Here is a 26,130-nt window from a genome sequence, read left to right as displayed (position 1 = left end):
GTAGGACTTGGGGGAAGACATGGACCCGAACAGGAATGAGCAGCAGGGCACACCGGCCGAGGCGACCCCCGGGAACGACGGCTGGACCCAGTTCGGCAAGGTGCCACCGCGCGCGGGCGCCTATCGCGCCGACGCCGACACCGGGCCGCAGCCGACGCTGATCCACCCGGTGCCGGAGCGGCTCGGCGCCGAGGCGCCCGGAGAAGCCGGGGGATACGGAGGGGCCGGGGGGCCCGGGGGACCTGGGGGATACGGGGGAGCGGGAGGACCGGGGGCGGTCCCCCCGCAGCGAGGGCGGCTCACCGCCGGGCAGAGGATTGGCACCGGTCTCGCGCTGGCGGCCATGGCCGTCGGTGGCGGGGTCGCGGGGGCCTTCGTCGCGACGAGTCTCAACGGCGGCGCCAGCGCCCAGGTCTCGTCGTCCAGCCCGGTGGTCAGCCCGGTCGGCAACGCCACCACGGTCGCCGACATCGCGCAGGCCGTCCAGCCCTCCGTGGTGTCGATCGAGGTCAGGACCGCCGCCGGAGGGGGCGAGGGGTCCGGGGTGGTGCTGTCGGCCGACGGCCTGATCCTGACCAACAACCACGTGGTGGAGGCCGGGGGCCAGGGGGGGCCTGGCAGCCAGGTGACCGTCAAGTTCAGCGACGGGAAGTCCGCCACCGCGAAGATCATCGGCACCGACCCGGCCACCGACCTCGCGGTCATCAAGGCGGAGGGCGTCTCCGATCTCACCAAGGCCTCGCTCGGCGACAGCGACCGGCTGAAGGTGGGCGACTCCGTCCTCGCCATCGGCAGCCCGCTCGGCCTGTCCGGCTCGGTCACCGCCGGGATCGTCAGCGCGCTGAACCGTACCCTGACCGTCGGCGGCGACCAGGGCCAGCAGCAGCTCCCGCCCGGCTGGGGCAGGCAGCAGCAGGGCGGCAGCGGGGCCACCACCATCGGCGGCGCCATCCAGACCGACGCGGCGATCAACCCCGGCAACTCGGGAGGGGCGCTGGTCAACGCGGCCGGGCAGGTGGTGGGCATCAACACCGCCATCGCCACCAACGGCGGGGAGGGCAGCATCGGTGTCGGCTTCGCCATCCCCATCACCACCGCCAACCAGGTCGCCGAGCAGCTCATCGAGAGCGGCAAGGTCTCCCACGCCTTCCTGGGCGTGAGCGTGACCGACGCCACCGGGGACGCGGGCGGCGCCCTGGTCGGCCAGGTCACCGAGGGAAGCCCCGCGGCCAAGGCGGGCATCGAGCAGGGCGACCTGATCACCAAGATCAACGACACGACCGTGGACGAGGCCGCCACCGTGGTCGGAGCCGTCCGCGGCTTCAAGCCCGGCCAGCAGGTGACCATCGCCTACGTCCGCGACGGGCAGCCCGGCACCGTCACCGTGACCCTCGCCGAGAAGACCGGCGAGTAAGGGTCCCAGAGGCGGACGCGCCGCCGGGGTCGTGGACACGGGCCACGACCCCGGCGGCGCTCACCTGTTCGGTGCTCACCGGCCGGCGGTCAGCGCCTCCGAGCGCCACAGGTCGCGGTAGTAGCCGGGAGAGGACACCAGCTCCCGGTGGGTGCCCCGCTGCGTCACCGAGCCGTTCTCCAGTACGACGATCTCGTCCATCAGCTCCAGCCCGCGCAGGCGGTGCGTGACGAGCAGCGTCGTGTGGCCGTGGGTGGCGTCCAGGAGGTCGGCCATGAGCGCGTCGGCCGTCGTCTCGTCCAGGGCCTCGGCCGGCTCGTCCAGCAGCAGCACCGGCGGGTCGTGCAGCAGCGCCCGCGCCAGCGCCAGCCGCTGCAGCTGGCCCCCGGACACCGTACGCCCGTCCTCCCCGAGCACCGCGTCCCAGCCGGTCCGCTCCACCCACCGGTCCAGGCGCGCCCGCCGCACCGCCTCGGCCAGTTCCCCGTCACCCGCCTCCGGGCCCGCCAGCCGCAGGTTGTCCCGTACCGACGTCTGGAACACGTACGGATCCTGCGTCAGTCCCGTCATCACCCGCCGGGTGTCGTCGGCCGCCAGCTCCCTGACGTCCACCCCGCTGATCCGGATCGTCCCCGACTCGGGCTCGACAAGGCGCATCAAGGCCGACAGCAGGGTGCTCTTTCCCGCGCCGCTGGGGCCGACGAGGGCGACGCGCCTGCCGGGGGTGAGGGTCAGGCTGACGCCGTCCAGCGCGGGGGCGAGACCGGCGCCGTGCCGGACCACCAGGTTCTCGACCTCGATGGTCGGCGGCCCGCCGGGGACCGTGACGGGAACGGCCGGCTCGGCCACCGCGGGTGGGGTCGCGCCCACCTCCCGCAGGCGGCGCAGGGCGGCGAGTACCCCGGTCAGCCGCTCCCCGGCCGCGGCCATCGGCAGCACCGGCTCGAAGGACACCAGCGAGATCAGCGCGAGCACCGCGGTGGTCACGGCACCCGCCCCGAAGCTCCTCGCCAGCAGGACGACGGCCGCCACGGTCAGTCCCTGGGTGAGCAGGCCCAGGGCCGAGGCCACCGCGTTCGCCCGTGCCTGCCTGCGCTCCAGCGCCGCCAGCCGGGCGTCGGTCTCGGCGGCGGCGGCCAGCGCCCGCCCGTCCGCCCCGTAGGCGGCCAGGTCGGCCGCCCCGTGCACCAGGTCGGCGACCCGGGCCGCCAGGTCCGCCCGCGCCGGGGCGATCCGCGCCGACCAGCGCCGCGCGGCGGCGGCCGTGCCCGCCGGGATCAGCACGCCGGCCACCAGCAGACCGGCCAGGAGCACCAGTGCCGCCGCGGGGAGCAGGAACAGCCCGATCACCACCGCGGTCACGCCGGTGACCAGCGCCGCGATCGCCGGAAGCAGGCAGCGTACGAGCAGGTCCTGCGCCGCGTCGGTGTCGTCGACCATGCGGCTGAGCAGGTCGGCTCCCCGCTTGTTCAACGATCCGGTGGGGATGAGCGCCTGGTAGAGCCGCTCCCTGGTCGTCGCCTGGGCCCGCAGCGCCACGTCGTGACCGGCCAGGCGCTCCCCGTAGCGGAAGACGCCCTTGGTCGTCGCGAACGCCCTGACCCCGACGATCGCCACGCTCAGCGCCGCCAGCGGCGGCTGCTCGGCCGCCCTGGTGATGAGCCACGCGGCGGACCCGATCAGCCCGAGCCCCGCCAGCTCGGCCGCCGCCCCCGCCGCCGCGGCGAGGGCCAGCCGCCCACCGTTCCGGCCCGCCGGCCGCTCATCTGTCCGGGCCGCCGGTCGCCCGCCGGTGTTCGCGGGCCGCTCGCCCGTCTGGTCCGCCGGCCGTCCATCGATCCGGAGCGCCGGTCGTCCTGTTGCCCGGCCCGCCGGGAGGTTGTTGACATCGGTCATGAGGAGATCTCCTCTCGCGTTCCCGCCGGGGATCTCTCCTCGGCCACCACGCGGCCGTCGGCGATCCGGATCACCCGGTCGGCCAGGTCGATCATCGCGGGCCGGTGGGCGACGATCACGGCGGTGCGGCCCTCGGCGAGGTCGCGGGTCGCGTTCACGACCGCGCTCTCGCTGCGGCCGTCGAGCCGGGCGGTCGGTTCGTCCAGCAGGAGCAGCCCGGCGTCCGGGCGGCAGAACGCGCGGGCCAGCGCGACCCGCTGTCGCTGCCCGGCCGACAGGTTCGTCCCCCGCTCGCCGAGCACGGTGTCGTACCCCTCCGGCAGCGCCGTGACGAACTCGTCGGCCTGCGCGGCCCGCGCCGCGGCCCTGATCTCGCCGACGGTCGCGCCGGGGGCGCCGAGCCCGATGTTGTCGGCCACCGAGGTGGCGAAGAGGTGCGGGCGCTGCGGTACGAACGCCAGCCGCGCGCGCCAGGAGCCGTAGTCGCCGATCTCGGCGCCGTCGACCAGCACCCTGCCCTCCGTGGGGGTGACGAAGCCGAGCAGCAGGTGGAGCAGGGTGCTCTTGCCCGCTCCGCTCTCGCCGACCAGCGCCACCCGCTCGCCGGGCGCGATCACCAGCGACACGTCCTCCAGCGCGGCCTCCTCGCGGTCCGGATAGCGCACCGTGACGTGCTCCAGCCGGATCTCCGGCGCCACTCCCGATCCGGGTCCGGGGCGCGGTGGGGGACCCGTCGCCGTACGCGTGCCCGCGTGTCCGCCGCGCGAAAGCCCTGCCCCCGCCGTTCCCGTAGCCCCCACGGCCCCCGCGGCATCCGTAGCTCCCGTGGCCTCCGCCGCCACTGGCGCCCCCGCCGCCCTCGTCGACTCCGCCTGCCCGTCGAGCACGGCGAACGCCTCGTCGGCGGCGGCGACGCCCTCCATGGCCGCGTGGAACCTGCCGCCCATGTTGCGCAGCGGCAGGTACGCCTCCGGCGCCAGGAGCAGGACCAGCAGCGCGGTCGACAGGTCCAGGGAGCCGGACAGCAGCCGCAGGCCCACCGGGACGGCGACCAGGGCCAGCGACAGGGACGCGGCCAGCTCCAGCACCAGCGAGGACAGGAACGCCACCCGCAGCGTGCGCATCGTCGCGGCCCGGTGGGCGTCGGCCACCCGCCGGATCACCTCGGCCTGGTAGCGGGCCCTTCCGAAGGCCCGCAGCGTGGGGAGGCCCCTGACCACGTCCAGGAAGTGCCCGCCGAGGCGGGACAGGGCCCTCCACTGGCGTTCGGTCACGGCCTTGGTGTGCATGCCGACCAGTGCCCCGAAGATCGGGATGAGCGGCAGCGTGACCAGTACGATCACCGCGCTGGCCAGGTCGGCGGTGAACAGCCGGACGAGCACCGCGATCGGCACGACGCCCGCGACCGCCACCGCGGGCAGGTAGCCCGACAGATAGGGGTCGAGGGCGTCCAGCCCTCGGCCGGTCAGCGTCACCAGCTCGCCCGAGCGCTGGGAGGCCGGCCTGACGGGGCCCAGATCCCGCAGCCGCGCCAGCAGGCGGTGCCGCAGGGCCGACTTCACCCCGGTGGTCATGCGCCCGGCGGCGTCCCCCTGCACCAGGGCGAGCAGCGCCCGGACGCAGACGACCAGCGCCAGCGGGATCAGGGCCAGGACCGCGAACCGCCCGGACAGCACCCCGGCGAGCAGCTCCGCCTGGACGAGGACGAGCAGACCGGCCAGTACGGCGGCGGCCAGGCACACGGCAAGGTGACGGCGGACGGCCCGCTCGCCCAGTGCCAGCCGTACGAGATCCTTGTGCATGCCAACCCTAGAGAGCTCAGAAGAACGACGGAACCCGATCGGAGGCGGCGCGCCGGGGACCGAACGTCCGCCATACCCATACTTGCCCACCGACCATGACCGGCGCGAAGGGCAGGATCATGACACTGAGCACACTTAGCGTCCCGGCGGGCGCCGTATGGTCGAGCAGCCAGGGGGTGAGTACGGCGAGCAGCACCGCGACGGGCGCGGCGGCGGCGCACGCGGAGAGCAGGAGCGCCCACCCGGTGCGGCGCGCGCCGGTCACCTGCCCGGGCAGCCGCCACGAGGCGAACGTCCAGCCGTGGAAGGCGAGCAGCGCGGCCACCACCAGCCCGCCCAGCAGTCCCGGCAGGCCGATCGCGGGTCCTGCCAGGCCCCCGGCCACCGCGACCAGGGCCATGCCCCAGCTCAGTGCCAGGCCGTACGAGCCGACGATGATCGCCCAGTCCCAGGTCGATCGCCACGCGCCCCCGTCGGCGCGGCGGCGGAACCAGAGCCCGGCGTCGCGCACGATCCACGACACCAGCAGGGAGACCACCAGCGGGTAGAGGCCGAACAGCACGTCCCCCTCGATCGAGGGGAAGACGCCGAACAGCACGCCCGCCACGGCCACCAGCCACACCTCGTTGGCCAGGACGAACGGCGCCATCGCGGCGACGATCCCGTCCCGGTCCTTTCGCGTCCTGCCGAGCACGGGCAGCAGCATGCCCAGGCCGATGTCGAAGCCCTCCAGGGCGAAGTAGCCGATCAGCAGGAGTGCGAACACGCAGAGCCAGAGGATGTCCACGGTCTCTCCCTAGTGGCTGAGCGCGTGCGCGCGCTCGGTGGGGTCGGCCGGCGCGTCCGCGCCGAGGGTGACGGCGGTGGGCCCGCGCCGCACGGTGCGGGCGATCAGCACGTAGTCGATCACCGCGAGCAGGGCGAGCACGCCGCCGAAGGCGATGAGCGAGAGGGTGACCATCCCGGAGGTGAGGCCGGGGGACATGGCGTCGGCGACGGTCAGCTTCCCGTTGATCAGCCAGGGCTGCCGGCCGGACTCCCTGGCCAGCCAGCCGAGGATCGCCGCCACGAACGGCAGCGGGGTGATCGCCATCATCACGGGGTGCGTCCAGCGCCAGCGCGGCAGCCAGTACACGGTCGGCGCCAGCACGAGCACGATGAGGAGGTTGAGCAGCTCGCCGATCAGGATCATGAAGCCGAGCCCCAGCCCGGCCAGGCCCCCGTCGTCGAACTTGCCCGGCTGGACCGTCTCGACCGCGAAGAACTGGGCGTAGCCGAAGCCGACCGTGATCAGCGAGCCGACCAGCGAGGTGATCACTCCCGTGCGGAGCGAGCTCGTGAAGAACTCCCGCTCGGCGGTGCGCCGGAACAGCTGGTACGCGCTGGCCCCCATCATCACGAAACCGCCGGTCCACAGGCCCGCGCCGAGCACGTGCGGCAGCGCCATGGTCAGTGCCGGGTTGGTGAGCAGCGCGCCGAAGTCGGTCAGGACCAGGTGGCCGTCGCGCTCCACGGCTCCGGCCGGGTTCTGCAGGAACGAGTTGGCCACCATGATCCAGAAGGCGGAGGCGTAGGCGGTCAGCGTCACCACCCAGATGCACGCCACGTGGAGCCATTTCGGCAGCCGGTGCCAGCCGAAGATCCACAGGCCCAGGAAGGTGGACTCCAGGAAGAACGCGCCGAGCGTCTCGATCGCGAGCGGCGCGCCGAAGATGTCCCCGGCGTAGTGCGAGAGGCCGCTCCAGTTCATGCCGAACTGGAACTCCATCACCAGCCCGGTGAGGATGCCGAGCGCGTAGTTGATCACGTAGATCTGGCCCCAGAAGCGGGTCACCCGTTCGTGGACCGGCTTGCCGGTGACGGCGTAGCGGGTGTGCATGATCGCGATCAGGGGGGCCAGGCCCAGGGTCAGCACGACGAACAGGAAGTGGAGGCTCCCTGTTACGGCGAACTGTGTCCGGGCCAGGTCGAGCACGTTCACGGTCTCACCTCCGTTGTTATGTCTGTCTATCTATAGGCACTCTACATGTAGAACGCCTACATGTAGCATGTCTATACGGGAGGTAGGGTGACGACGTGAGCGAGCGAAGTGAACGAACCGCCGGGTGCGGTGACACGGGATTCGTCTGGCGGGCGGAGGTGGCCGCGTGAACACCGACGCGCTCCGCGGCCACATGGACGCCCTGCTGCTCTCCGTGCTGGAGCACGAGCCGCTGCACGGCTACGCGATCATCGAGGCGCTCCAGGCGCGCAGCGGCGGCGCGCTGAACGTGCCGACGGGCACGGTCTACCCGGCGCTGCGACGGCTGGAGCAGGCGGGATACCTGGCCAGCGAGTGGGCCACGGTGAGCGGGCGCAGGCGGCGCACCTACCGGCTGACCTCCTCGGGGCGCACGGCCCTCGCCGGAGAGCGCTCCGCCTGGCGGGAGTTCACCGGGGCCATCGGCAGCGTCCTGGAACCGCGCACCACCCGCTGAAGCCTCCCGGAGCGCCGCCCGGCCGCACCCGGCGACCCGCCGATCACCAGTGGCTGTACGGTCACCGGCGTCGTGCGGTCACCGGGTCGCGCGGGGCAGGGGTCAGACGGTCACGGGGGCGGGTGCGCGCCGGGTGAGGCTCAGGCAGTGGAAGGCCCCGTACAGCTGGAGGAGCCAGAGCGCGTAGCTCACCAGCGACGCGCCGATCCCCGGCGGGTAGTCGTCGAACCCGGCCGAATTCCGCGAGCCGAACATCAGTGCCCCGCACGACACGAGCATGACCGGCAGCATGGCCCAGACGAACAGGCCCAGGGCCCGGGTGACGAGCCGGGGCCGCCTGATCCTGCGCAGGCCCCGGCGCAGCGCGAACAGCGCGAGCCCGCCGATCAGGCCGATGAACATCTGGAGCATGTCCACGCCGCGGGCGACCATGATGAACCAGTCCGGCATCTCCTCGTACGCCGTCGGGGTGGTGGGAAAGATCCTCCAGATCACGCTCCACATGATCGCGGTGAGCGGCACGGTGACGAACAGCAGCGTGGCCAGCCTCCGGCCCGCCACGTTGGACAGCTCCTCCTGGTAACCGGGCGCGATCTCGCCGATCGGCCCGAACTCCTCGACCGCGGCCCGCTCGGCCTCGTCGCGCCCCAGACCGTCGCTCTCCAGCGCCTCGGCGGTGTCGAGCAGGCTGTCGCGCGCCTCGGTGATCATGTCGAGTTTCGGTCTCCGAGGACCTCTGAGAGCGTGGCTGAGCCCGGTCACGTAATCCTCGATGACCCCGGTGCCTGCCATATACGCTCCAGTCGCCCGATTCCCATCCAGGGTATGACTTTCCCATCCTGGTCCCCCGCCCGGAACCCGCGCATCGGGGACCACCCTGAGAAGACCCGGAGTCGACCTGCCTCCACCTGCGAATACGCTCGAATCCAGCGACGTCCGGCGGGAGGGGGCTTCGTCGTGAGGATCAGGGACATCGAGGTGTGGGAGGGCACGCTGGCCCACGACCTGCCGTACTTCACCTTCGGCGGCGGCTCGCCGCTCGTCGTGCTGCGCTGGTTCACCCCCGCCCACGCCAACCCGGCCGGACTGGCGCGCGGCGTGGAACTGCGGGTGCTGGCCCCGCTGGCCCGCCACTTCCGGTTGTACGCCGTCGGCCGCCCTCCCGGCATGGCCCCCGGAACGACCATGGCCGACATCGCCGCCCGGCACGCCGAGGCCCTCCGCGCGGAGTTCGGCGGACCCGTCGACGCGATGGGTCTGTCGTCGGGAGGCTCGGTGGCGCTGCAGATGGCGGCCGACCACCCGGACGTGGTCCGCGCGCTGGTCGTGGCCGGGGCGGCACACCGGCTCACGCCGGGCGTCAGGGGGCTCCAGCGCCGCTACACCGAGGCGGTCGCCGCCGGGCGGCGCGGCCTGCAGCACCAGGCGGTCACGGCCGCGGCCTCGCCCGCCGGGCGGGCCCTGGCGGGGGCGCTGCTGTGGCTGCTGGATCCGCTGGCGCGCCCCGACGACCCCCGTGACATGCTCGCCTTCGCTCGCGCGGAGGACGGATTCGACCTGACCGGCCGCCTCGACGACGTCGTCGCCCCCACCCTGGTCCTCGGCGGTGAGAGGGACCTGGACTATCCGGTAGAGCTCTTCCGGGAGACCGCCGAGGGGGTCCGCGACGGCCGCCTGATCACCTATCCCGGCCTGGGCCACCTGGGAGCCTTCCGCAGCAGGCGGTTCGCCCAGGACGTCACGGCCTTCCTGGCCGGAATCGGCCCGGAGGAGACCACCCGCTCGACCTCCTAGGGCCTGGACGGACTTCGGATCTTCAGATGGGCCGAAGGCTTCGGATCCACGAGACGGCTCCGCGGAGACGAAGGCCGGCGAGGTGGCTCCCACCGATCTTCGGCACCTCCTGGCAGATAGATTTCTCCTCATGATCAGCGCATGGGCGACAGGGGCGATCGAGCGGCTGGATGAGGAGATGGCGCAGGTCGGGCCCACCCCGTTGCGGCCGTTCCCGCTGCCCGGCGACTGGGGAGTACGGCTCTGGTTGAAGGACGAGTCGGTCCAGCCGACGGGCGGCCTGAAGCACCGGCTGGCACGGGCCCTGTTCACGACCGCGATCGCCACCGGCCGGATCGTGGAGGGCACCCCTGTGGTGGAGGCCGCAGGGGGCGCGATGGCGGCCGCCCAGGCATACTTCGCCCGGCTGCTCGATCTGCCGTACACCGCTGTCATGCCGGAGGGCTCCCGGGGGGAGGGCGTCGAGCGGCTGGGCGGGACCTGCCGGCCCGTCCACCCACCGCCGGCCATCTACGACGAGGCCGCAGGATTGGCCGAGCGGCTGGGCGGCTGCTACCTGGACTACTACACCTCGGCCGCGACCGTCGACTGGCGCGGCGGAAGCCTGGCGGAGGAGCTTTTCGGCCAGGCGGACCGGTGTCCGGCGTGGATCGTGGTCGGCGCGGGCACCGGTGCCACCTCCGCCGCTGTCGGCCGCCATCTACGCGATCACCGTCTGCCAGGCAAGCTGGCCGTGGTCGATCCGGAGAACTCCGCCTACTTTCCCGGCTGGGCGAGTGGCGCCGACGACTACGCCACCGGCATGCCGTCCCGGATCGAGGGGATCGGCCGGCCGCGCATGGAGCCGGGTTTCGTCGCCTCTCTCGTCGATCTGGTCGTTCCGGTGCCCGACGCCGCCAGCGTGGCCGCTGCCCGCCGCGTGCGGGAAGTGACCGGGCTGGCGGTCGGTGCCGCCACCGGGACGAACCTGTGGGGTGCGCTGGAGCTCGCCGTCCGCATGCGGGACCGGGGTGTCCGCGGCGAGATGGTCACCGTGATCGGTGACGCCGGCGAGCGTCACCTACGGACCTGCCACGACGACGCCTGGGCGCAGGGCAGGGGACTGGACTGGAGAGCGTACGCGGCACGGCTGGCACGCATGCTCAACGCGTGAAACCACGCCTCACTCGGTGATCGCTCGTTGAGTGAGGCGTGGAGACATTCACGCGGCGGCTGGTTCCCGATGAGTCGCGGGACCCCCGCTCGGTGCGAGCTCCGGTCAAGAGGTTTCGGTGGAGATGACCACGCGGCGGTTCTTGGCGCGCCCGGTGTCGGTGATGTTCGGGCGGACGGGTTTGGTCTCGCCGTACCCTGTCGCCTTGAGGCGGGCCCGGTCGAGGCCGCCCTCGCCGGCCAGCCAGCCGAGCACGGCCTGCGCGCGTCGCTGCGAGAGTCTCACGTTGTAGGCGTCCTCGCCCTTGTCGTCGGTATGGCCGTCGACCTGGATGGCCGAGTCGCCTGCGGACTTCCGGCTGATCTGCTGGGCGATGCGCTTGAGCTCGGCCGCCGCGCCCGGCTTGATGTCCGCGCTGTCGAAGTCGAAGAGCACGTCGGCGTTGAGGTTGTAGGCGATCGAGTCCTCACCCTCCAAGACCTCGCTCCCGCCGACCTCGTAGGACTTCAGCTCAGCTGCGGGGATCTCCACCGACGGCACGTTCACGGCGGGTGCCTCGACGGCGGGCACCTCCACGGCGGGGACGCATTCGCCCTTGTCGTTGCACTTTTCCGGCCGGACGACGAACGGCCTGATGACGAAGGGCCTGATGATGAACGGCCTGATGATGAAGGGCCGGATCACGAACGGCACCAGCCCGCCGCCCCGTGCCTTGCGCCGGCATACCTCGGGGGTGGAGACGGCCCTGGCTCGCACGGCGTCGGCCCTGACCGCGTCGGCGCGGACGGGGTCGACCTTGAGATCGCCCGCGTTCACTCCGGGGATCTCGACAGCCGGGATCTCCACGGCGGGAATGCCCGTCTCGGGAATGCTCGCCGCGCCGAGGCAGCCGCCGGGCGCCGGTTTGATCTCGGTGCACTGGGCGGGAACCCGCTGGGCGGGGATGTCGACGCCGGGGATGGTGGTCGCGGGAATCGTCACACCGCCGACCTTCGCTTCGGGGATCCGCACCGCGTCGGAGTGCACGGCCGGGATCTCGACGGCGGGGATGAGCGTCCCATCGGGACAACTCGTCGGCTCGGGCCCCGAGGTGGTCTCTCCGCGGGAGGGCTCACCGGGGGTACCGGGAGCAGAGGATGAGGGGACCGAGGGAGAGGCGATCGGCGACGAGGGGGTGGAAGAGACGCTCCGACGTTCCTCTCCACCGGCGCCCGCGACACCGTTCGCGCCGCACGCGCTGAGCGCAGCGACCAGCAGACCGATGACAAAGGTTCTCATGGACGATGACGATAGGCATCCGGCCTTCGACATTTGTAGAGCGAGAGTCCTTGGAAATGCGGCCGTCGCGGCCATGAGGGCTTCCGCGTGACCTGCGTGACCTGCGTGACCTGCGCGATCCGCGCGATCCGCGCGATCCGCGCGATCCGCGCGATCCGCGCGAGAGCCTGTCGGCCGAGCCGGCGCCCGTCCCGGAAACGCCGGTTTCCGGGATGATCCACAAGCTGGGACGCTTCGTCGTGTCGAGGCGTGTACGTGCTTGGCGGGGTTGTCTCCCAGGAAACGATCACGAACGCCGGAGCCGTCGAACGAAGACCGGCGCCGCGGGTCGGAACGGCTCCGCGGCGATCGCGCCGGGCGTGCCGCGGGCGATGGGGTGCGAGGTGGGCGCGGCAGTGGAGTCCGGGCGGGTGGGGGTGCTGGGGTGCGAGGTGGGCGCGGCGGCGGAGTCCGGGCGGGTGGGGGTGCTGGGCGGCGGCGTCCTCGTGGGGACGGATCGCCACCCGGCTCCGCGCCGGCCGTACTCCGGCCGCACCCCCTAGAGCGCGGCGAGCCGGCCGACTCCCTCTGATCCGTACCCGGCGTCGATCGCTCGCTGCATCTCGGCTCGCGCGGCGCTGAGCACACCGTTGTCGAGGTCGTTCGCGCGGATGGTACCGAGGATGTGGTCCATGGCCGCCGCGGCGGAGGTGATCGTGGAGTCGTCACCGGGGAAGTGACCCGCGGCGACCTGCCGAGCGACCTGGTCGATCATGTCCGAGAAGAAGCCGAGCATCGCCTTCGCGTGCCCGGCGATGTCGGACGGGCCGATGTTCTCCGCGGCGGCGAGCGCGAACGTGTGCACCACGCCGCTCATCGCCGTCCAGAACAGGTCCTGCAGGGACGCGTCGAACGCGGCGGCCCGGCCGGGGTCCTCGCCGAGGTAGTTCGCGTTCTCGCCGAGCGCGGCCAGTGCGGGCCGGTGCGTCTCGTAGGCGTCGCCGGACCCGCTGTAGAACAGGGCCGCCTCCGGCCCTCCGATGGCCGCGGGCGTGGCCATGATCACGCCGTCGATGTAGCCGATGTCGTGCTCTGCCGCCCAGGTGGCCATCGCGCGGGCCTGCCGCGGTGAGCCGCCGGTGAAGTTCACCAGGGTGCGGCCCTTCAGGGCGTCGGTGTCGAGGAGCGACCGCGCCACCTGGTGGTTCAGCACGCACACGACGACGAGCGGGCTGGCCGTGATCGCCTCGGTGGCGGTGTCGGCGACGATGGCATTGAGGTCGTCTCCCTTTTCCGGGGTGCGGTTCCACACGGTGGTGGGGTGGCCCGCGGCGGTGAACGCGGTGGCCAGGGCGTGTCCCATGGGGCCGAGCCCGAGGACGGTCACGGAGGTCATGCCGGTTAAGCTAAACCTTGACGTCGACGTCAGAGTCAACTCTGGAGTGAGTGTGCGAATCGGGGAGCTGGCGCGGCGGACGGGTGTCAGCGAGCGTGCGCTGCGGTACTACGAGGAACAAGGTCTGCTGAATCCGGAGCGGCGGCCGAGCGGTTATCGCGTGTACGGCGACGAGGATGTGTCGACGGTACGGCGGATCAGGATTCTGCTCGCGGCCGGTCTGAGCACCGCTCAGATTCTGGAGGTGTTGCCGTGCATCGTCGATGACGAGGGCCTGCTGACGCCCGGCTGCCCGGAGCTGGTCGACGGGCTGGTGCGGCATCGTGCCCGGATCGACGAGGCCATCGACGAGCTGGAGGCCACTCGCGCCAACCTCGACACGATCATCGTCGGTGAACGGCGGGCCGGCTGACCTCGTCGAACGGCCCCGGACGTTCTGACCGCCCCCCGTGTCACCCCGGTCCCCCGTATCACCCCGGTCCCCCGTATCACCCCGGTCCCGCGTGTCACCCCGGTCCCGCGTGGCGTCCCGCGCCTTCCGGTACCTCCTCGGCCCTCGTACCTCCCCGCGCTCCGGCCGCGCCCCGGCCGTACTTCCGAGGAGCCGGGCGGTTTCGCGAGAGGTCTCACCCGTGGTCGGGGGTGCGCCACAGGGACAACCAGCGCAACCCCAGGCGCGCCCCGCGCGGGACGACGGCGAGCGCGCAGCCGCTCATCCGGAGCCCTTCGGGATGGCGGATGCCGGTGAAGAGGCAGGTGCTGAGGTCCAGGTCGGCGAGTTCCAGCTCTGCGGCGTCCACCTCGTGCAGCGAGGTCAGCCGGGCGCCGTCCCGGCCCCGTACCGTGGCGGGGCCGTGCAGGGTCGCCCCCTCCAGATCGGCCTCGGCGTCGTCGAGCCGGACGTTCAGCCGCCCGCCCACCTCCAGGCGCCGCAGGTCCACCGAGCACCCGCCCGTGGTCACGTCGAGGCCCTTGCCCGCCCACGCCCCGGCGAGGGTCAGGTGGCGGCCGACCGAGATCGGGGCCAGGTAACCGCCCGAGGAGAAACGCGCCCCCTCGAACCCGGCCAGCCCGCCGAAGCTCGTCTTGCGGAAGGACACCGTACGGCGGAACCTGCACCCTCTCAGGGTCGCGTCGCCCACGAAGCCGGTGCCGTCGAAGGTCACGAAGCCGTGGAAGTCGGCGCTCTCGAAGGACGCGGTCCGGTTGAAGAGGGCCCCTCCGAACAGGGCGTCACCGTCGATGGAGACCTGGTCGAAGGCCGCGTGCCCGGTGATGGCGACACCGTGCAGAGACAGCCCCTGGTCGAACCTGGCCTCCCTGAAAGAGACGTTGCGTGCGAAACGGGCGTTGAAGAACGAGGCGAGGCGCTGGAAGTGCGCGTGGTCGAACGAGACGTCCCCGCCGAACGCCATGTCGCCGAACCGCACGCTCTCGGGGAAGGTCGCCCAGTCGAACCTGGCCCGGCCCAGGCGCCCCCGGGTGGCGGTGAGGATCCGTTCCAGCAGATCCCTGCCGACGAAGGTGGCCCGCAGGTCCACGGCGGAGCCGGGGGAGAGGCCGCGGACGACCTCGTCGAGCTCGGCGGAGTCCAGATGGGCCAGACACCGCCCGTACGGCTGCCGCGCGGATCCCGCGCACTCCGGGGAGGCGGCGCAGGTGACCCAACCCACGTCCAGAGTTCTCATGTTCAAGTGATACCCGCAGACGGCTGGGCAAGCGACTTCTAGGTCAAGGAAAGCCATAACTGGCCGGGCCGGATAGACATGAAGTGTCAAGATTCTCGATTTCACCGTCTATCCACTTATATGTGAGTGTTCCGCAATGCACTGGGCCTTACGCTCCGGTTCATGCGTGCTTTATCCCGGGCGTTCGCCGCCCTCGTGGCCGTCGGCCTCGCCACCACCGGCGTCGCGGCCCTCGCCTCAGCCCCGGCCCTGGCGGAACCGGGCACCGTCGTCATCAGCCAGGTCTACGGCGGTGGCGGCAACACCGGAGCGCCGCTCGCCAACGACTACGTCGAGCTGTTCAACCGCAGCGCCGCGCCCGTCGCCCTGGACGGCTGGTCCGTCCAGTACGCGAGCGCCACCGGTACGGGAAACTTCGGCGCCAACCCGGTCGTCCCCCTGGCGGGCACCCTGGCGCCCGGCCAGTACCACCTGGTCCAGCTCGCCGGAGGCGCCAACGGCTCCCCGCTGCCCGCGGCGGACACCACCGGGACGATCAACCTGAGCGGCTCCGCGGGCAAGGCGGTCCTGGTCCGCTCGGCCGAGGGCCTGGCATGCAACGGCGGTTCCGCTCCCTGCGCGCCGGAGCAGACGGCACTGATCGCCGACCTGGTCGGGTACGGCGGCGCCAACTACTTCGAGGGCACCGCGGCTCCCGCGCTCTCGGCCACGCTGGCGGGCCTGCGCAAGGAGCACGGCTGCGCCGACACCGACGTCAACGGCACCGACGTGGAGGCCGTGGCCCCGGCGCCGCGCAACCGGGCCACCGCCGCCGCGCCCTGCGGCGCCGTCGAGCCGACGCCGACGCCCACCCCCACGCCGACCCCGACGCCCACGCCGCCGGGAGAGCCGTGCGAGACCCCGGCCACCCACCAGATCGCCCAGGTGCAGGGGAGCGGTGACGTCAGCCCGCTGGCGGGCCAGAACGTCCGCGTCGAGGGCGTCGTGACCGCCGACTTCCAGGAGACCACGCAGCTCAGCGGCTTCTTCCTGCAGGACCCGACCCCGGACGCCGACCCGGCCACCTCCGAGGGCCTGTTCGTCTTCGCCCGCAGCTCCTTCAAGGACGTCAAGGTCGGCGACCGCGTCCTGGTCACCGGCAGGGCCGTGGAGTTCAACGGCTGGACCGAGCTGTCGCCGGTCACCGCCGTGGACGTCTGCGGAAAGGGCACCGTCGCGCCCGCCAGGCAGAGCCTGCCGCGTCCCGAGGGCGTGACCTTCGAGCCCGTCGAGAACATGCTCGTCACCTTCCCCGAGCCGCTCACCCTCAACGACCACTACAACCTGGGCCGCTACGGTGAGGTCACCGTCGCCTCCGAGGGACGCGTGTTCCAGCCGACCGACCGGCCGGGCGTGGACGCCGCCAAGAACGCGCGGCGCACCCTGCTGGTGGACGACGGCTCCTCGGCGGAGAACCCGGCGACGATCCCCTACACCGAGCCGCGCACCGTCCGCCTGGGCGACACCGCGATCGGCGTCACCGGCGTGATGGGGTACGGCTTCGGCAAGTATCGTCTCCAGCCGACCAAACAGATCAACTTCCTGCGGCTCAACCCGCGCCTGCCCGTACCGTTCCCGGTCATCGGCAACGTCAAGGTGGCCAGCTTCAACACGCTCAACTGGTTCACCACCCTCGGCTCGCGTGGCGCGAGCAACGCCCCCGAGCAGCAGCGTCAGCTGGCCAAGCTGGTCGCCGCGCTGAAGGGCATGAACGCCGACGTCGTCGGCCTCATGGAGGTCCAGAACAACGGCCAGACCGCGGTGCAGGCCCTGGTCGACGCGCTCAACGCCCAGGTCGGCGCGGGCACCTACGCGGCGATCACCCACCCCTACCCGGGCACCGACCTGATCCACGTGACGGCGATCTACAAGCCGGGCAGGGTCGAGCCGGTGGGGGCCGCGCGGTCCTCCACCGACCCGGTCTTCCGCAGGCCCCCGCTGATCCAGACCTTCCGCCGGGTCCAGGGCGGCCAGTCCTTCACCGTGCTGGTCAACCACTTCAAGTCCAAGGGCTGCGACGAGCAGGCCGTGGGCCCGGACGCCGACCAGGGTGACGGGCAGAGCTGCTACAACGGCGAGCGCGTGCGCCAGGCGCAGGCGACGCTGGGCCTGATCGACAGCCTGAACCTGACCAACCCGCTGGTCCTCGGCGACCTCAACGCCTACGGCGAGGAGGACCCGATCGACACCCTGGAGGCCGCCGGCCTGACCAGCGTGACCAAGAAGTTCGTCCCGGCGCCGCTGCGCTACAGCTACCTCTTCGACGGCCTGGTCGGCGAGCTTGACCACGCGCTGGTCGGCAAGGACCTGCTCAAGCGCGTGACCAGCACGACGATCTGGCACATCAACGCCGACGAGAGCCGGATCCTCGACTACAACACCGAATTCAACCCGCCGGGCCTCTACGAGCCCGACGCGTTCCGCTCCTCCGACCACGACCCCGTGGTCATCGGGCTGACGCTGTCCGGCGGAAGGCGCTGATCCGGACCGCGAGGAGTGACGCGGGACCTCCGCGGGGCTGACGGTCCCGAGGAGGTCCCGCGGCGGGGGCCCGGCAGAGGTCTCGCCGGCCGGTTCGGCACCCCCGCACCGCTCGGCACCGCTCGGCGTCGGTCCGGCACCGCTCCGCACCGCTCGGTGCCGCCCCGCACGCTCGGCGTCGGTCCGGCACCGCTCGGTGCCGGACCATCCGCCGGGACGGGCCGTCCCCGCAATGCGAAACGCCCCCGGTTATAAACGGGGGCGTTTTACGTTACTTCGGATGCTACGTGTGTTTTCTTGTAAACCAGAAGTGCGAGGATGGGCGCCAGTCGTTCGGCCGCTTTCTGTGCCCGCCCCTGTCGGTTCTGTGGATTCTTCCGGCGATCCCCGAACACCTCACCCGGCCGGGCCCGCGCGCCTCACGCCGGCACGCGGACGCACCCGTGGAGCGGGAACGCGCTGTCCGCCGCGTACGGGCGACCGGGGGCCGCGATCATCGAACGGCGGCTCGCGGACGGACCGGACCCGCGGGGACGGTCATCCCGCCGGCGAGCGCCACGACGTGGCCCACGGCGGAGAACAGACCCCGGGCGAGGTGGGCGAATCGTGGGGAGGACCCTGACCGCGGAGACCGGCGTTTTCGCGGATCCGGCGGGTGACCTCGCGGTTTCGGCCGCGCCACGGCGGCCCGGCGAGCTCCCGTGCCCGGCGGGACGGCGGGATGGAATGCGCGGGGAGGGGAAGTGGTTATGCCAGCCATACAGACGTGAACGACAGGAGGAGCCACCGGTGGCCACCATCGAGGTAACCGAGAAGAACTTCAACGACATCGCCGACGAGGGGATCGTCCTGCTGGACTTCTGGGCGGCCTGGTGCGGACCGTGCCGCACCTTCGGACCGATTTTCGAGAAGTCGTCGGCGAAGCACACCGACATCAAGTTCGGCAAGATCGACACCGAGGCGGAGCAGGCGCTCGCACAGGGATTCGAGATCACGTCGATCCCGACGATCATGGCCATCCGCGATGGCATCGTCGTCTTCGCCCAGCCGGGCGCACTGCCCGCGCCCGCCCTTGAGGACCTCATCGGCCAGGTCCGCGCGCTTGACATGGAGGCGATCCGCGCCGAGCTCGCCAACGAGCTGGGCGCCCAGAAGGGCTGATGCCCGGATCGCGAAAGCCCCGCGCCGCCGGAGGGAAGAATCCGATGGCGCGGGGCTTTCGCATGACCCGTGACCCGTGACCCCATGGCCGCGTGATCCGAGGCCCCGAAGATCCCGAAGGTCCCAAGGAGCTCCGGAGGCGCTGTGGAAGGAGCGGGCCCGGGGCCGGGCCGGGAGCCCGGAGGCGCCGGGCCCGGCCCGGAGGATCAGACCGAGCGGTAGAGCTCGGCCACCCGGAAGGCCAGGTCAAGCGACTGTCCGCGGTTGAGGCGCGGGTCGCAGGCCGTCTCGTAACGCCTGGCCAGGTCGTCCTCGACGATCTCGGCGCCGCCGCCCACGCACTCGGTGACGTCGTCGCCGGTGAACTCGATGTGGACGCCGCCCGGGTGGGTGCCGAGCGCGCGGTGCACCTCGAAGAAGCCCGCCACCTCGTTCAGGACGTCGTCCAGGCGGCGGGTCTTGTGGCCGCTGGGCGCCTCGAAGGTGTTGCCGTGCATGGGGTCGCAGATCCACGCCACCTGGGCGCCGCTCGCGGTCACCTTCTCCACCAGCTCGGGGAGGTGCTCGCGGATCTTCGACGCGCCCATCCGGGTGATGAAGGTCAGGCGCCCGGCCTCGTTGTCCGGGTTGAGCTTCTCGATCAGCGCGAGGGCGTCCTCGGTGCTGGTCGTCGGGCCGAGCTTGACGCCGATCGGGTTGCGGATGCTGGCGAAGAACTCCACGTGGGCACCGTCGAGCTGGCGGGTGCGCTCGCCGATCCAGACCATGTGCGCCGAGACGTCGTACGGGCGGCCGGTCCGCGAGTCGATCCGGGTGAGCGCCCGGTCGTAGTCGAGGATCAGCGCCTCGTGCGAGGAGTAGAACTCGACGGTGTGGAACTCCTCGGGCTCCGCCCCGCAGGCGCGCATGAAGGCCAGCGCCTGGTCGATCTCGCGGGCGAGCTGCTCGTAGCGCTTGCCTGCCGGGGACTCGATCACGAAGTCCTGGTTCCAGGCGTGCACCTGGCGCAGGTCGGCGTAGCCGCCCTTGGTGAAGGCGCGGACCAGGTTGAGTGTCACCGCCGAGGAGTGGTACGCCCGCAGCAGCCGCCCCGGGTCGGGAATGCGGGACTCGGGGGTGAAGTCGAAGCCGTTGACCATGTCGCCCCGGTAGGCGGGCAGCTCGACGCCGTCGCGGATCTCGGAGTTCTTCGAGCGCGGCTTGGCGAACTGCCCGGCCATCCGGCCGATCTTCACCACGGGGACCTTCGCCGCGTAGGTCAGCACGATGGCCATCTGGAGCAGCGTCTTGAGCTTGTTGCGCACGTCGTCGGCGGTGGCGCCGCCGAAGGTCTCGGCGCAGTCCCCACCCTGAAGGACGAAGGCCTCGCCCCGCGTCACCGCCGCGAGATCGGCTTTGAGGTTGTCGCACTCGCCCGCGAAGACGAGGGGCGGGAGCCCTTTCAGCTCGGCGACGACCTTGTCCAGCTCGCCGCGGTCGGGCCACTCGGGTTGCTGCGCCGCAGGCAGCTGCCGCCAGGAATCGAGGTTGATGCTCACGACGTACCAGGCTATTGCAACTGGCCGTTCGAACAGACCCGATTGTCCACGTAGTGAGAAGGTCTTTATACCTGGTGAGATTCCACCGGGCTGGAAATATGTTCCGGCAGGACGCCCAGGCCGATGAAACGCCTGGCCAGGCGGCCGATCAGGGGAAGGCGGGAGACGTCGCGCGGCAGCCGCACCGGCCGGGGGTGCTCGGTCAGCGCCGGCCGGATCAGCCGGTTCTGGACAAGACGCTGGGCGAACTGGGTGATCACGGTGGGCGGGGTGCGCCGCCGCTGGACCCTCGCGAGCAGTGATTCGGGGATCGGGGTCCCGGCGGCGAGCGGTCCGGCCAGCAGGTTCGCGGCGGCGACCGCGTCCTGTACGGCCAGGTTGATGCCGACGCCGAAGACCGGCGACATGGCGTGCGCGGCGTCGCCGATGACCAGCAGGCCGGGGCGATGCCAGCGGCGCAGCCGGTTGAGCGCGACCGACAGCACGCTGACGTCCTCGAATCCCCGCAGCCGCCCGACCCGGTCTTCGAGGAAGGGCAGGATCTTGGCGACCGGCTCGCGGACCCCCTCGATCCCCCGGGAGCGCAGGGCCTCGAAGCCGCCCTTGGGGATCAGGTAGGCGAGTTGCCAGTAGGTCTCGCGGTTGATCGACACCATCATGTGGCCGTTGGACACCCGCAGGAACGTCGTTCGAGGATCGGAGGCCTCGCGGGGCAGCCGGAACCAGACCACGTCCATGGGGGCGCTGTGCTCCACGGGGACGAGCCCGGCGGCCCGGCGTACGTCGGAGTGGCGGCCGTCGGCGGCCACGGTGAGCGTCGCGCGCAGCTCGTGCTCGCCCGAGGTGTCCCGGTAGCGCACCCCGCGCACCGCGTCGTCCTCGCGGATCACCCCGTGCACCTCGGCCTCCATGATGAGGCGGAAGTTCGGATACCGCTTGGCGGCGGTGGTCAGCAGGTCGAGGAACTCCCACTGCGGAACGAAGGCGATGTACTGATATTTGCCTTTAAGTCCCCTCAGATTGGCGACCGGCACCGTGGCGTCGTCGGTCTGGATCTCCATCTCGTACGTCTTGCGGTGCGGGAGCCGGTGGAAATCCTCGGCCAGGCCCAGCTCGTCGAGGATCTGGAGGGTCGAGGGATGGATGGTGTCACCCCTGAAGTCACGCAGGAAGTCGTCGTGCTTCTCCAGGAGCGTCACCTCGACGCCGGCCCTGGCCAGCAGCAGTGCCAGCATCGCCCCCGCCGGGCCGCCCCCGGCGATCACGCATGTGTTTCGTCTCATAATTCATCACCCAGTGAAATACTGGCACAGGATTCGGCGGAAGAAAACAGGTTCGCTGGCAATCCCCCCCTCATCCGGTGTCGAATTGCGAAGGTGAGGACAGAACGCGACCCCGCGGGGGCACCGGATCCAGGCGATCCCCCCGGCCTGGAGGACCTGCTGGCCCAGGTCGCCCTCGGGCGGGAGCGGGCCTTCGAGCGGCTCTACGACCTGCTGGCCGGCCCGATCTTCGGCCTCGCCCGGCGTGTCGTGCGCGACCGCGCGCAGGCCGAGGAGGTGGCGCAGGAGGTGCTGGTCGAGGTCTGGCGCAGCGCCTCCCGGTACGACCGGACCCGCGGCAGTGCCCTGGCGTGGGTGATGACGATGGCACACCGCCGCTCCGTCGACCGGGTCCGTTCCGCCCAGGCCTCCGCGAACAGGGAGGAACGGGTCTCCCGGATGTCCGGGGATGTCCCCTACGACCAGGTCTCCGAGACGGTGACCACCCGGCTGGAGGGAGAGCGGGTGCGCCGCTGTCTCGGCGGCCTGACGGACTTGCAGAGACAGGCCGTCACCCTGGCCTACTACGGCGGCTACAGCTACCCGGAGGTGGCCGGGCTGCTTAAGGTGCCGCTGGGTACGATCAAGACGAGGATGCGCGACGGCCTGGTCAGGCTCCGCGACTGCATGGGGGTGGAAAAGTGAACGACGACCTCCACACCCTCTCCGGCGCGTACGCGCTGCACGCGCTGCCCGACCAGGACGTGGCGCTCTTCGAGGCGCACATGTCCCGGTGCGAGGCCTGCGCCGTCGAGGTGCGCGGTCTCTCCGAGACCGCCGCCCGGCTCGCCATGGGCGCGGCCGAACTCCCGCCCCCGGCCCTGAAGACCCGGGTCATGGCGCAGATCGCCGAGGTGCGGCAGGAGCCGCCGGTCCTGGAGCGCGGGGCCGCCCGGCCCGAGCCGGACAACGTGGTGCCGCTGCGCTCGGGCTCCCGGTGGCGCGGGCGGGTCCTGGCGGGCCTGGCCGCGGTGTCGGTCGCGGCGGCGGCGGTCCTCGGCGTCGCCGTCGTCGACGCGAACAGGGAGCGCGACCGGCTCCGGCAGGTCGTCGCCGTGGTGGCGGCCCCCGACGCCGAGACCGTCAGGCGACCCGTCTCCTCCGGCGGCACCGGCGTCATCGTGGTGGCGCCCTCCCAGGGCAAGATGCTCTTCACCGCCAGCGGCCTGCCGCCGCTGCCCGGCTCCCAGGTCTACGAGCTGTGGATGATGGGCGGTGACGGCGTCCGCCCGGCGGGACTGCTGGAACGGGCCGCCGACGGCACCGTCGTCCCGGTCCTGGCCACCCCCCTGCGCGGTGACGAGCGGGTCGGCCTGACCGTCGAACCCGCGGGAGGCTCCGACCGGCCCACCACGACCCCCATCATGATCGCCGACCTTCCCGCGACCTGACCGGCCCGGCCGGTCGCGGTTCCGGGCGCCGCCCCCGGTCCGGCGAGCCCGGGACGGCGCCGGGGGCGCCGAATCGGCAGATTGGACCGTACGGTCCAGGGGGTTATGCTGTGGGCATGTCGACCACGGCGAAGTTCACCGCCAAGGGGGCACTCACGCGCGCCCGCATCGTCGAGGCCGCCGCCGACCTGGTCCTGGCCCGCGGGGTCGGCGGCACGACCCTGGACGACATCCGCGCCGGGACGGCGACCAGCAAGAGCCAGCTGTTCCACTACTTTCCGGACGGCAAGCGTGATCTGGTCGCGGCGATCGCGTCGTTCCAGGCCGAGCGCGTGCTCCAGGCGCAGAGACCGTTCCTGGACACGCTCGACACCTGGGAGGCGTGGGAGGGCTGGCGCGACGCCGTCATCGCGCACTACGACTCGCAGCCGCACTGGGGCTGTCCGATCGGGACGATGGCGAGCGAGCTCATGGGCAGTGATCCCGAGCGCGCGGCCGAGCTGGCCGCGCACATGGACCGCTGGTGCGGATACCTGCGGGCGGGGCTCACCCGCATGCGCGCCACCGGCCTGCTGCGCACCGACGCCGACCCCGAGGAGCTGGCCCTGGCGGTCTTCGCGGCGCTCCAGGGAGGCCTGCTGCTGACCCAGACGGCGCGGTCGATCAAGCCGCTGCGCGTGGCGCTGGACGCGGCCCTCACGGCGTTGCGGGCCTCGGCGGCCTGACGCCGGGCGACGAGAACGAGGAGGGCCGGGAAGGTGTCCGAGGTCTGGAAGGTGGCGGCCGGGATCGCGGGCGGCCTGCTGCTGCTCTGGCTGGCCCTGGCCGTCTTCCTGGTGACGGCGCGCCCCAGGGGCGGCGCGCTGGGCGAGGCGTTGCGCCTGCTGCCCGACCTGCTCCGCCTGGTCGCCGGGCTCGCGCGCGACGACAGCCTGCCGCGCGGGGTACGGGTCCGGCTGTGGCTGCTGCTGGGCTATCTGGCGATGCCCATCGACCTGATCCCCGACTTCGTCCCGGTGCTCGGCTACGCCGACGACGCGATCATCGTCGCCTTCGTCCTGCGCTCGGTCATCAGGCGCGCCGGTCCCGACGCGCTGGCCGGGCACTGGCCCGGCACGCCGGAGGGGCTGGCCGTCGTCCGGCGCCTCGTCGGAGGACCCCGTTAGCCGGGAGCCGCGCCTCCCGGCGCCGGCACGCGGTGACGACCGCTCCGGTCACCGTGCCGCCGAGAGTACGTCGAGGGCCCTGAGCACGGCGGCGGAGGAGCGGTCGCGAAGGGAGGCGTACTCCTTCTCCGGATACTGGCGGGGGCCGTTCTCGACCAGGAGGATCAGGGCGAGGTAGAGGCGGTAGAGGGCCATCCGGGTGCGGGCGGGGCCGGTGAACTCCACGACGCCGCCCGCGTCGCGGTATCCGGCGACGATCGGGTCTGATTCGTCCAGCTCGCCGAAGATCGTCGGGGTGACGAAGTCGGCCAGCGGGTCGCCCCAGAAGGCCCGCTCGTGGTCGATGATCGCTTGGATGCGCGGCGTCTCGTCGCGGGTCAGGAAGACGTTGCCCGGCCACACGTCGAAGTGGACCAGGCAGGGGGTCGCGACCTCGTCCAGCGCGCCCGCGCCCGCCTCGATCGCCGCCGCGATCTCGGGCACCGGCCTCGGCAGCGGGGTGGCGTAGCGGCCCGCGTCGGCCAGGAGCGCGCCGGTCATCGTCAGGAACGCCTCCCGCCAGGTGCCGCCGGTCAGGCCCGCGTACGGGTAGCCGTAGACGTCGCCGGTGATCGCGTTCAGCCGGGCCAGGTGGCCGCCGAGCTCCCGGCGCAGGGCCCGCTGGTCCGCCTCCGCCGGATTCGCCTGGTTCCAGGACACCCCGTCGAGGGCGGCCAGGATCAGATAGTCGCCGCCCAGCACCGGATCGTCGAACCCGGCGCGCAGCAGCTCGGGAACCGGCACCCCCGCCGGGCCCGCCAGGCCGTAGACCATGGCCTCGGTGCGCAGCAGGTCGCGCTCGTAGCTCAGCTGCTCCAGCTCGGGCGGCGGCGACAGCTTCAGGACCGCCTCGCGCCCGTCGAGCAGGGCCAGCCGCCACACGGCGTTGGCGAAGCCGTCGGTCAGCTCGGTGGCTGAGGAGACGCCGACGCCCAGGGCCCGCTGAGCCAGCGCGTCGAGCTCGGCGGGGGTGAGGGGGCGTTTCGTCCTGCTGTCCATTTCCTACCTTGTCCTGCCTCGGTGCTGCGTGGGGGGAAGGCGGCGCGGCCGGGACGGGGTGCGCCGGGCAAGGGTAAGCCTGGTGGAGAGGGCGAGGGGGCGGGTCAGGCGGAGGCGCGCTCGATCAGATGGGTGTCCAGTATCACGACCGGCTGCTCCAGGTGCTCGCCGTTGATGCGGGCGACGAGCAGGTGGGCCATCTGGCGGCCCATCGACTCGGTGGGCTGGTGCACGGTGGTCAGGGCTGGGGAGGAGTGCGCCCCGGCGGGGGAGTCGTCGAAGCCGATCACCGCGACGTCGCCGGGGATCGACTTGCCCTCCTCGCGCAGCACCCGCATCGCGCCCAGCGCCATCGGGTCGGAGGCGGTGAAGACGGCGTCCAGGTCGTGGTTCTCGGCGAGGAGCCTGCGCATCCCCGCCATGCCGCTCTCCTCGCTGAAGTCGCCGTACGTCACGATCTCGCTCACGCCGGTCGCGAGCAGCGCGTCGCGGTAGCCCGCGAGCCGGTCGACGCCCACGCCCATGTCCTGGGGGCCCGCGATGGTGGCGATCCGGCGGCGGCCCCTGCCCAGCAGGTATTTGACCGCCTGCCTGGCCCCGGCCCGGTTGTCGACGTCGACGTAGCTGTAGGGGGTGAGGCCGACCGGGCGCCCGCCGATGACGGTCGGCACGCCCATCGCCTCCAGCCGCCCCGGCAGCGGGTCGGCGCCGTGCAGGGAGATCAGCAGCACCCCGTCGACGTGCTGCCCGGTCAGGTAGTGCTCCAGCCGCTCGTGGTCCTGCGCCGACTGGGCCATCGCGAGGATCAGCTGCAGGCCGGTCTCGGACAGCGCCGAGCCGATGCCGCGGATGGTCCCGGCGAAGTAGGGCTCGTCGAAGACCCGCAGCTCCGACTCCGAGACGACCAGCGCCACGGTGTCGGTGCGCCGGGTGACCAGCGCGCGGGCCGCCCGGTTGGGCACGTAGCCCAGCTCCTGGATCGCCCGCAGCACGGAGTCGCGAGCCTTCTCGCTGACCTTGGGCGAGCCGTTGATGACTCGCGACACCGTGCCACGGCCGACACCGGCCAGGGCCGCGACCGCCTCAAGCGTCGGACGACGGTCGCCGTTCATGTGTT

General features: G+C 72.1%; 24 protein-coding genes. 12 read left to right on the top strand and 12 right to left on the bottom strand.

The features are described 5' to 3' along the window. The first annotated feature begins 19 nt into the window (after positions 1 to 19). The gene (locus ACSDR0_RS08470) at positions 20 to 1,414 is read left to right on the top strand and encodes a S1C family serine protease (RefSeq protein WP_435288194.1); all 1,395 of its coding nucleotides are present in this window, start codon (positions 20 to 22) and stop codon (positions 1,412 to 1,414) included. 75 nt (positions 1,415 to 1,489) lie between these two features. On the opposite strand, the gene cydC is transcribed toward ACSDR0_RS08470, so the two are convergent. The 4 genes from cydC to ACSDR0_RS08450 are packed head-to-tail and all read right to left on the bottom strand — an operon-like array spanning position 1,490 to position 7,093. Continuing rightward, positions 1,490 to 3,310: a thiol reductant ABC exporter subunit CydC gene (gene cydC / locus ACSDR0_RS08465; protein WP_435288193.1), complete on the bottom strand. Its 1,821-nt coding sequence runs from the start codon at positions 3,308 to 3,310 to the stop codon at positions 1,490 to 1,492. Next, positions 3,307 to 5,112: a thiol reductant ABC exporter subunit CydD gene (gene cydD, locus ACSDR0_RS08460; protein WP_435288192.1), complete on the bottom strand. Its 1,806-nt coding sequence runs from the start codon at positions 5,110 to 5,112 to the stop codon at positions 3,307 to 3,309. Before cydD ends, cydC begins: the two co-directional genes overlap by 4 nt. Positions 5,113 to 5,128: 16 nt before the next feature. After that, entirely contained in the window at positions 5,129 to 5,899 is a 771-nt protein-coding gene (locus tag ACSDR0_RS08455) for a cytochrome d ubiquinol oxidase subunit II (RefSeq protein WP_435288191.1), read from the bottom strand. 9 nt (positions 5,900 to 5,908) lie between these two features. After that, a complete protein-coding gene (locus ACSDR0_RS08450; RefSeq protein ID WP_435288190.1) occupies positions 5,909 to 7,093 on the bottom strand; it encodes a cytochrome ubiquinol oxidase subunit I in 1,185 nt (394 codons plus the stop codon). Between the two features lie 166 nt (positions 7,094 to 7,259). On the opposite strand from ACSDR0_RS08450, the gene ACSDR0_RS08445 reads away from it, so the two are divergent. Further along, entirely contained in the window at positions 7,260 to 7,589 is a 330-nt protein-coding gene (locus tag ACSDR0_RS08445) for a helix-turn-helix transcriptional regulator (protein WP_435288189.1), read from the top strand. A gap of 102 nt (positions 7,590 to 7,691) precedes the next feature. On the opposite strand, the gene ACSDR0_RS08440 is transcribed toward ACSDR0_RS08445, so the two are convergent. Next, positions 7,692 to 8,381: a permease prefix domain 1-containing protein gene (locus ACSDR0_RS08440; protein ID WP_435288188.1), complete on the bottom strand. Its 690-nt coding sequence runs from the start codon at positions 8,379 to 8,381 to the stop codon at positions 7,692 to 7,694. A gap of 165 nt (positions 8,382 to 8,546) precedes the next feature. Between ACSDR0_RS08440 and ACSDR0_RS08435 the strand changes: the two genes are divergently transcribed. After that, the gene (locus tag ACSDR0_RS08435; protein ID WP_435288187.1) at positions 8,547 to 9,383 is read left to right on the top strand and encodes an alpha/beta fold hydrolase; all 837 of its coding nucleotides are present in this window, start codon (positions 8,547 to 8,549) and stop codon (positions 9,381 to 9,383) included. A 130-nt stretch (positions 9,384 to 9,513) separates the two neighbouring features. Then, positions 9,514 to 10,536, top strand: a complete 1,023-nt coding sequence (locus ACSDR0_RS08430) for a pyridoxal-phosphate dependent enzyme (protein ID WP_435288186.1) — start codon at positions 9,514 to 9,516, stop codon at positions 10,534 to 10,536. Between the two features lie 105 nt (positions 10,537 to 10,641). Here the strand turns inward: ACSDR0_RS08430 and ACSDR0_RS08425 are convergent, their stop codons facing one another. After that, positions 10,642 to 11,814, bottom strand: coding sequence for an OmpA family protein (locus ACSDR0_RS08425; RefSeq protein WP_435288185.1), 1,173 nt, complete (start codon positions 11,812 to 11,814; stop codon positions 10,642 to 10,644). A 383-nt stretch (positions 11,815 to 12,197) separates the two neighbouring features. Here ACSDR0_RS08425 and ACSDR0_RS08420 point away from each other — a divergent pair, with 383 nt between their 5' ends. Then, on the top strand, positions 12,198 to 12,356 hold the full coding sequence (locus ACSDR0_RS08420; protein WP_435288184.1) for a hypothetical protein: 159 nt from the start codon (positions 12,198 to 12,200) through the stop codon (positions 12,354 to 12,356). Here the strand turns inward: ACSDR0_RS08420 and ACSDR0_RS08415 are convergent. Continuing rightward, positions 12,353 to 13,189 (bottom strand): NAD(P)-dependent oxidoreductase, encoded by an 837-nt coding sequence (locus ACSDR0_RS08415; RefSeq protein ID WP_435288183.1) that lies wholly within the window; start codon positions 13,187 to 13,189, stop codon positions 12,353 to 12,355. The genes ACSDR0_RS08420 and ACSDR0_RS08415 overlap by 4 nt on opposite strands. 52 nt (positions 13,190 to 13,241) lie before the next feature. Here ACSDR0_RS08415 and ACSDR0_RS08410 point away from each other — a divergent pair, with 52 nt between their 5' ends. Continuing rightward, a complete protein-coding gene (locus ACSDR0_RS08410) occupies positions 13,242 to 13,601 on the top strand; it encodes a MerR family transcriptional regulator (RefSeq protein ID WP_435288182.1) in 360 nt (119 codons plus the stop codon). A 214-nt stretch (positions 13,602 to 13,815) separates the two neighbouring features. On the opposite strand, the gene ACSDR0_RS08405 is transcribed toward ACSDR0_RS08410, so the two are convergent. Continuing rightward, positions 13,816 to 14,877, bottom strand: a complete 1,062-nt coding sequence (locus ACSDR0_RS08405) for a pentapeptide repeat-containing protein (protein WP_435288181.1) — start codon at positions 14,875 to 14,877, stop codon at positions 13,816 to 13,818. Positions 14,878 to 15,039: 162 nt separating this feature from the next. On the opposite strand from ACSDR0_RS08405, the gene ACSDR0_RS08400 reads away from it, so the two are divergent. Both ACSDR0_RS08400 and ACSDR0_RS08395 read left to right on the top strand, forming a co-directional pair. Next, on the top strand, positions 15,040 to 17,397 hold the full coding sequence (locus ACSDR0_RS08400; protein WP_435288180.1) for an ExeM/NucH family extracellular endonuclease: 2,358 nt from the start codon (positions 15,040 to 15,042) through the stop codon (positions 17,395 to 17,397). 789 nt (positions 17,398 to 18,186) lie between these two features. Then, positions 18,187 to 18,558 (top strand): thioredoxin family protein, encoded by a 372-nt coding sequence (locus ACSDR0_RS08395; protein ID WP_435288179.1) that lies wholly within the window; start codon positions 18,187 to 18,189, stop codon positions 18,556 to 18,558. A gap of 206 nt (positions 18,559 to 18,764) precedes the next feature. Here ACSDR0_RS08395 and ACSDR0_RS08390 read toward each other — a convergent pair whose 3' ends face one another. Beyond that, the gene (locus ACSDR0_RS08390; protein ID WP_435288178.1) at positions 18,765 to 20,096 is read right to left on the bottom strand and encodes a class II 3-deoxy-7-phosphoheptulonate synthase; all 1,332 of its coding nucleotides are present in this window, start codon (positions 20,094 to 20,096) and stop codon (positions 18,765 to 18,767) included. A gap of 65 nt (positions 20,097 to 20,161) precedes the next feature. After that, the gene (locus ACSDR0_RS08385; protein ID WP_435288177.1) at positions 20,162 to 21,379 is read right to left on the bottom strand and encodes an FAD-dependent oxidoreductase; all 1,218 of its coding nucleotides are present in this window, start codon (positions 21,377 to 21,379) and stop codon (positions 20,162 to 20,164) included. Positions 21,380 to 21,472: 93 nt separating this feature from the next. Here ACSDR0_RS08385 and sigK point away from each other — a divergent pair, with 93 nt between their 5' ends. From sigK to ACSDR0_RS08365, 4 genes are all read left to right on the top strand, one after another. Beyond that, entirely contained in the window at positions 21,473 to 22,063 is a 591-nt protein-coding gene (sigK, locus tag ACSDR0_RS08380) for an ECF RNA polymerase sigma factor SigK (protein ID WP_435288176.1), read from the top strand. Then, positions 22,060 to 22,809, top strand: coding sequence for an anti-sigma factor (locus ACSDR0_RS08375; protein ID WP_435288175.1), 750 nt, complete (start codon positions 22,060 to 22,062; stop codon positions 22,807 to 22,809). Before sigK ends, ACSDR0_RS08375 begins: the two co-directional genes overlap by 4 nt. Before the next feature lie 116 nt (positions 22,810 to 22,925). Further along, entirely contained in the window at positions 22,926 to 23,534 is a 609-nt protein-coding gene (locus ACSDR0_RS08370) for a TetR/AcrR family transcriptional regulator (protein WP_435288174.1), read from the top strand. 33 nt (positions 23,535 to 23,567) lie between these two features. Further along, a complete protein-coding gene (locus ACSDR0_RS08365) occupies positions 23,568 to 23,975 on the top strand; it encodes a YkvA family protein (protein WP_435288173.1) in 408 nt (135 codons plus the stop codon). A 48-nt stretch (positions 23,976 to 24,023) separates the two neighbouring features. Here ACSDR0_RS08365 and ACSDR0_RS08360 read toward each other — a convergent pair whose 3' ends face one another. Both ACSDR0_RS08360 and ACSDR0_RS08355 read right to left on the bottom strand, forming a co-directional pair. Then, on the bottom strand, positions 24,024 to 25,013 hold the full coding sequence (locus ACSDR0_RS08360; protein WP_435288172.1) for a phosphotransferase family protein: 990 nt from the start codon (positions 25,011 to 25,013) through the stop codon (positions 24,024 to 24,026). 104 nt (positions 25,014 to 25,117) lie between these two features. Further along, positions 25,118 to 26,125 (bottom strand): LacI family DNA-binding transcriptional regulator, encoded by a 1,008-nt coding sequence (locus ACSDR0_RS08355; protein WP_435288171.1) that lies wholly within the window; start codon positions 26,123 to 26,125, stop codon positions 25,118 to 25,120. Positions 26,126 to 26,130 lie beyond the last annotated feature (5 nt).

The sequence above is a fragment of the Streptosporangium sp. G11 genome (assembly GCF_051192615.1).
Lineage (GTDB): Bacteria > Actinomycetota > Actinomycetes > Streptosporangiales > Streptosporangiaceae > Streptosporangium.
Note: the sequence above shows the minus strand (reverse complement) of the source record. Positions and strands in the feature narration are given on the sequence as shown.

Excerpts from the sequence above, each read along its gene's own strand:
- ACSDR0_RS08470 (WP_435288194.1), top strand. The coding sequence starts at position 20 with ATGGACCCGAACAGGAATGAGCAGCAGGGCACACCGGCCGAGGCGACC.
- cydC (WP_435288193.1), bottom strand. The coding sequence starts at position 3,310 with ATGACCGATGTCAACAACCTCCCGGCGGGCCGGGCAACAGGACGACCG.
- cydD (WP_435288192.1), bottom strand. The coding sequence starts at position 5,112 with ATGCACAAGGATCTCGTACGGCTGGCACTGGGCGAGCGGGCCGTCCGC.
- ACSDR0_RS08440 (WP_435288188.1), bottom strand. The coding sequence starts at position 8,381 with ATGGCAGGCACCGGGGTCATCGAGGATTACGTGACCGGGCTCAGCCAC.
- ACSDR0_RS08430 (WP_435288186.1), top strand. The coding sequence starts at position 9,514 with ATGATCAGCGCATGGGCGACAGGGGCGATCGAGCGGCTGGATGAGGAG.
- ACSDR0_RS08425 (WP_435288185.1), bottom strand. The coding sequence starts at position 11,814 with ATGAGAACCTTTGTCATCGGTCTGCTGGTCGCTGCGCTCAGCGCGTGC.
- ACSDR0_RS08415 (WP_435288183.1), bottom strand. The coding sequence starts at position 13,189 with ATGACCTCCGTGACCGTCCTCGGGCTCGGCCCCATGGGACACGCCCTG.
- ACSDR0_RS08405 (WP_435288181.1), bottom strand. The coding sequence starts at position 14,877 with ATGAGAACTCTGGACGTGGGTTGGGTCACCTGCGCCGCCTCCCCGGAG.
- ACSDR0_RS08400 (WP_435288180.1), top strand. The coding sequence starts at position 15,040 with ATGCGTGCTTTATCCCGGGCGTTCGCCGCCCTCGTGGCCGTCGGCCTC.
- ACSDR0_RS08385 (WP_435288177.1), bottom strand. The coding sequence starts at position 21,379 with ATGAGACGAAACACATGCGTGATCGCCGGGGGCGGCCCGGCGGGGGCG.
- ACSDR0_RS08370 (WP_435288174.1), top strand. The coding sequence starts at position 22,926 with ATGTCGACCACGGCGAAGTTCACCGCCAAGGGGGCACTCACGCGCGCC.
- ACSDR0_RS08360 (WP_435288172.1), bottom strand. The coding sequence starts at position 25,013 with ATGGACAGCAGGACGAAACGCCCCCTCACCCCCGCCGAGCTCGACGCG.
- ACSDR0_RS08355 (WP_435288171.1), bottom strand. The coding sequence starts at position 26,125 with ATGAACGGCGACCGTCGTCCGACGCTTGAGGCGGTCGCGGCCCTGGCC.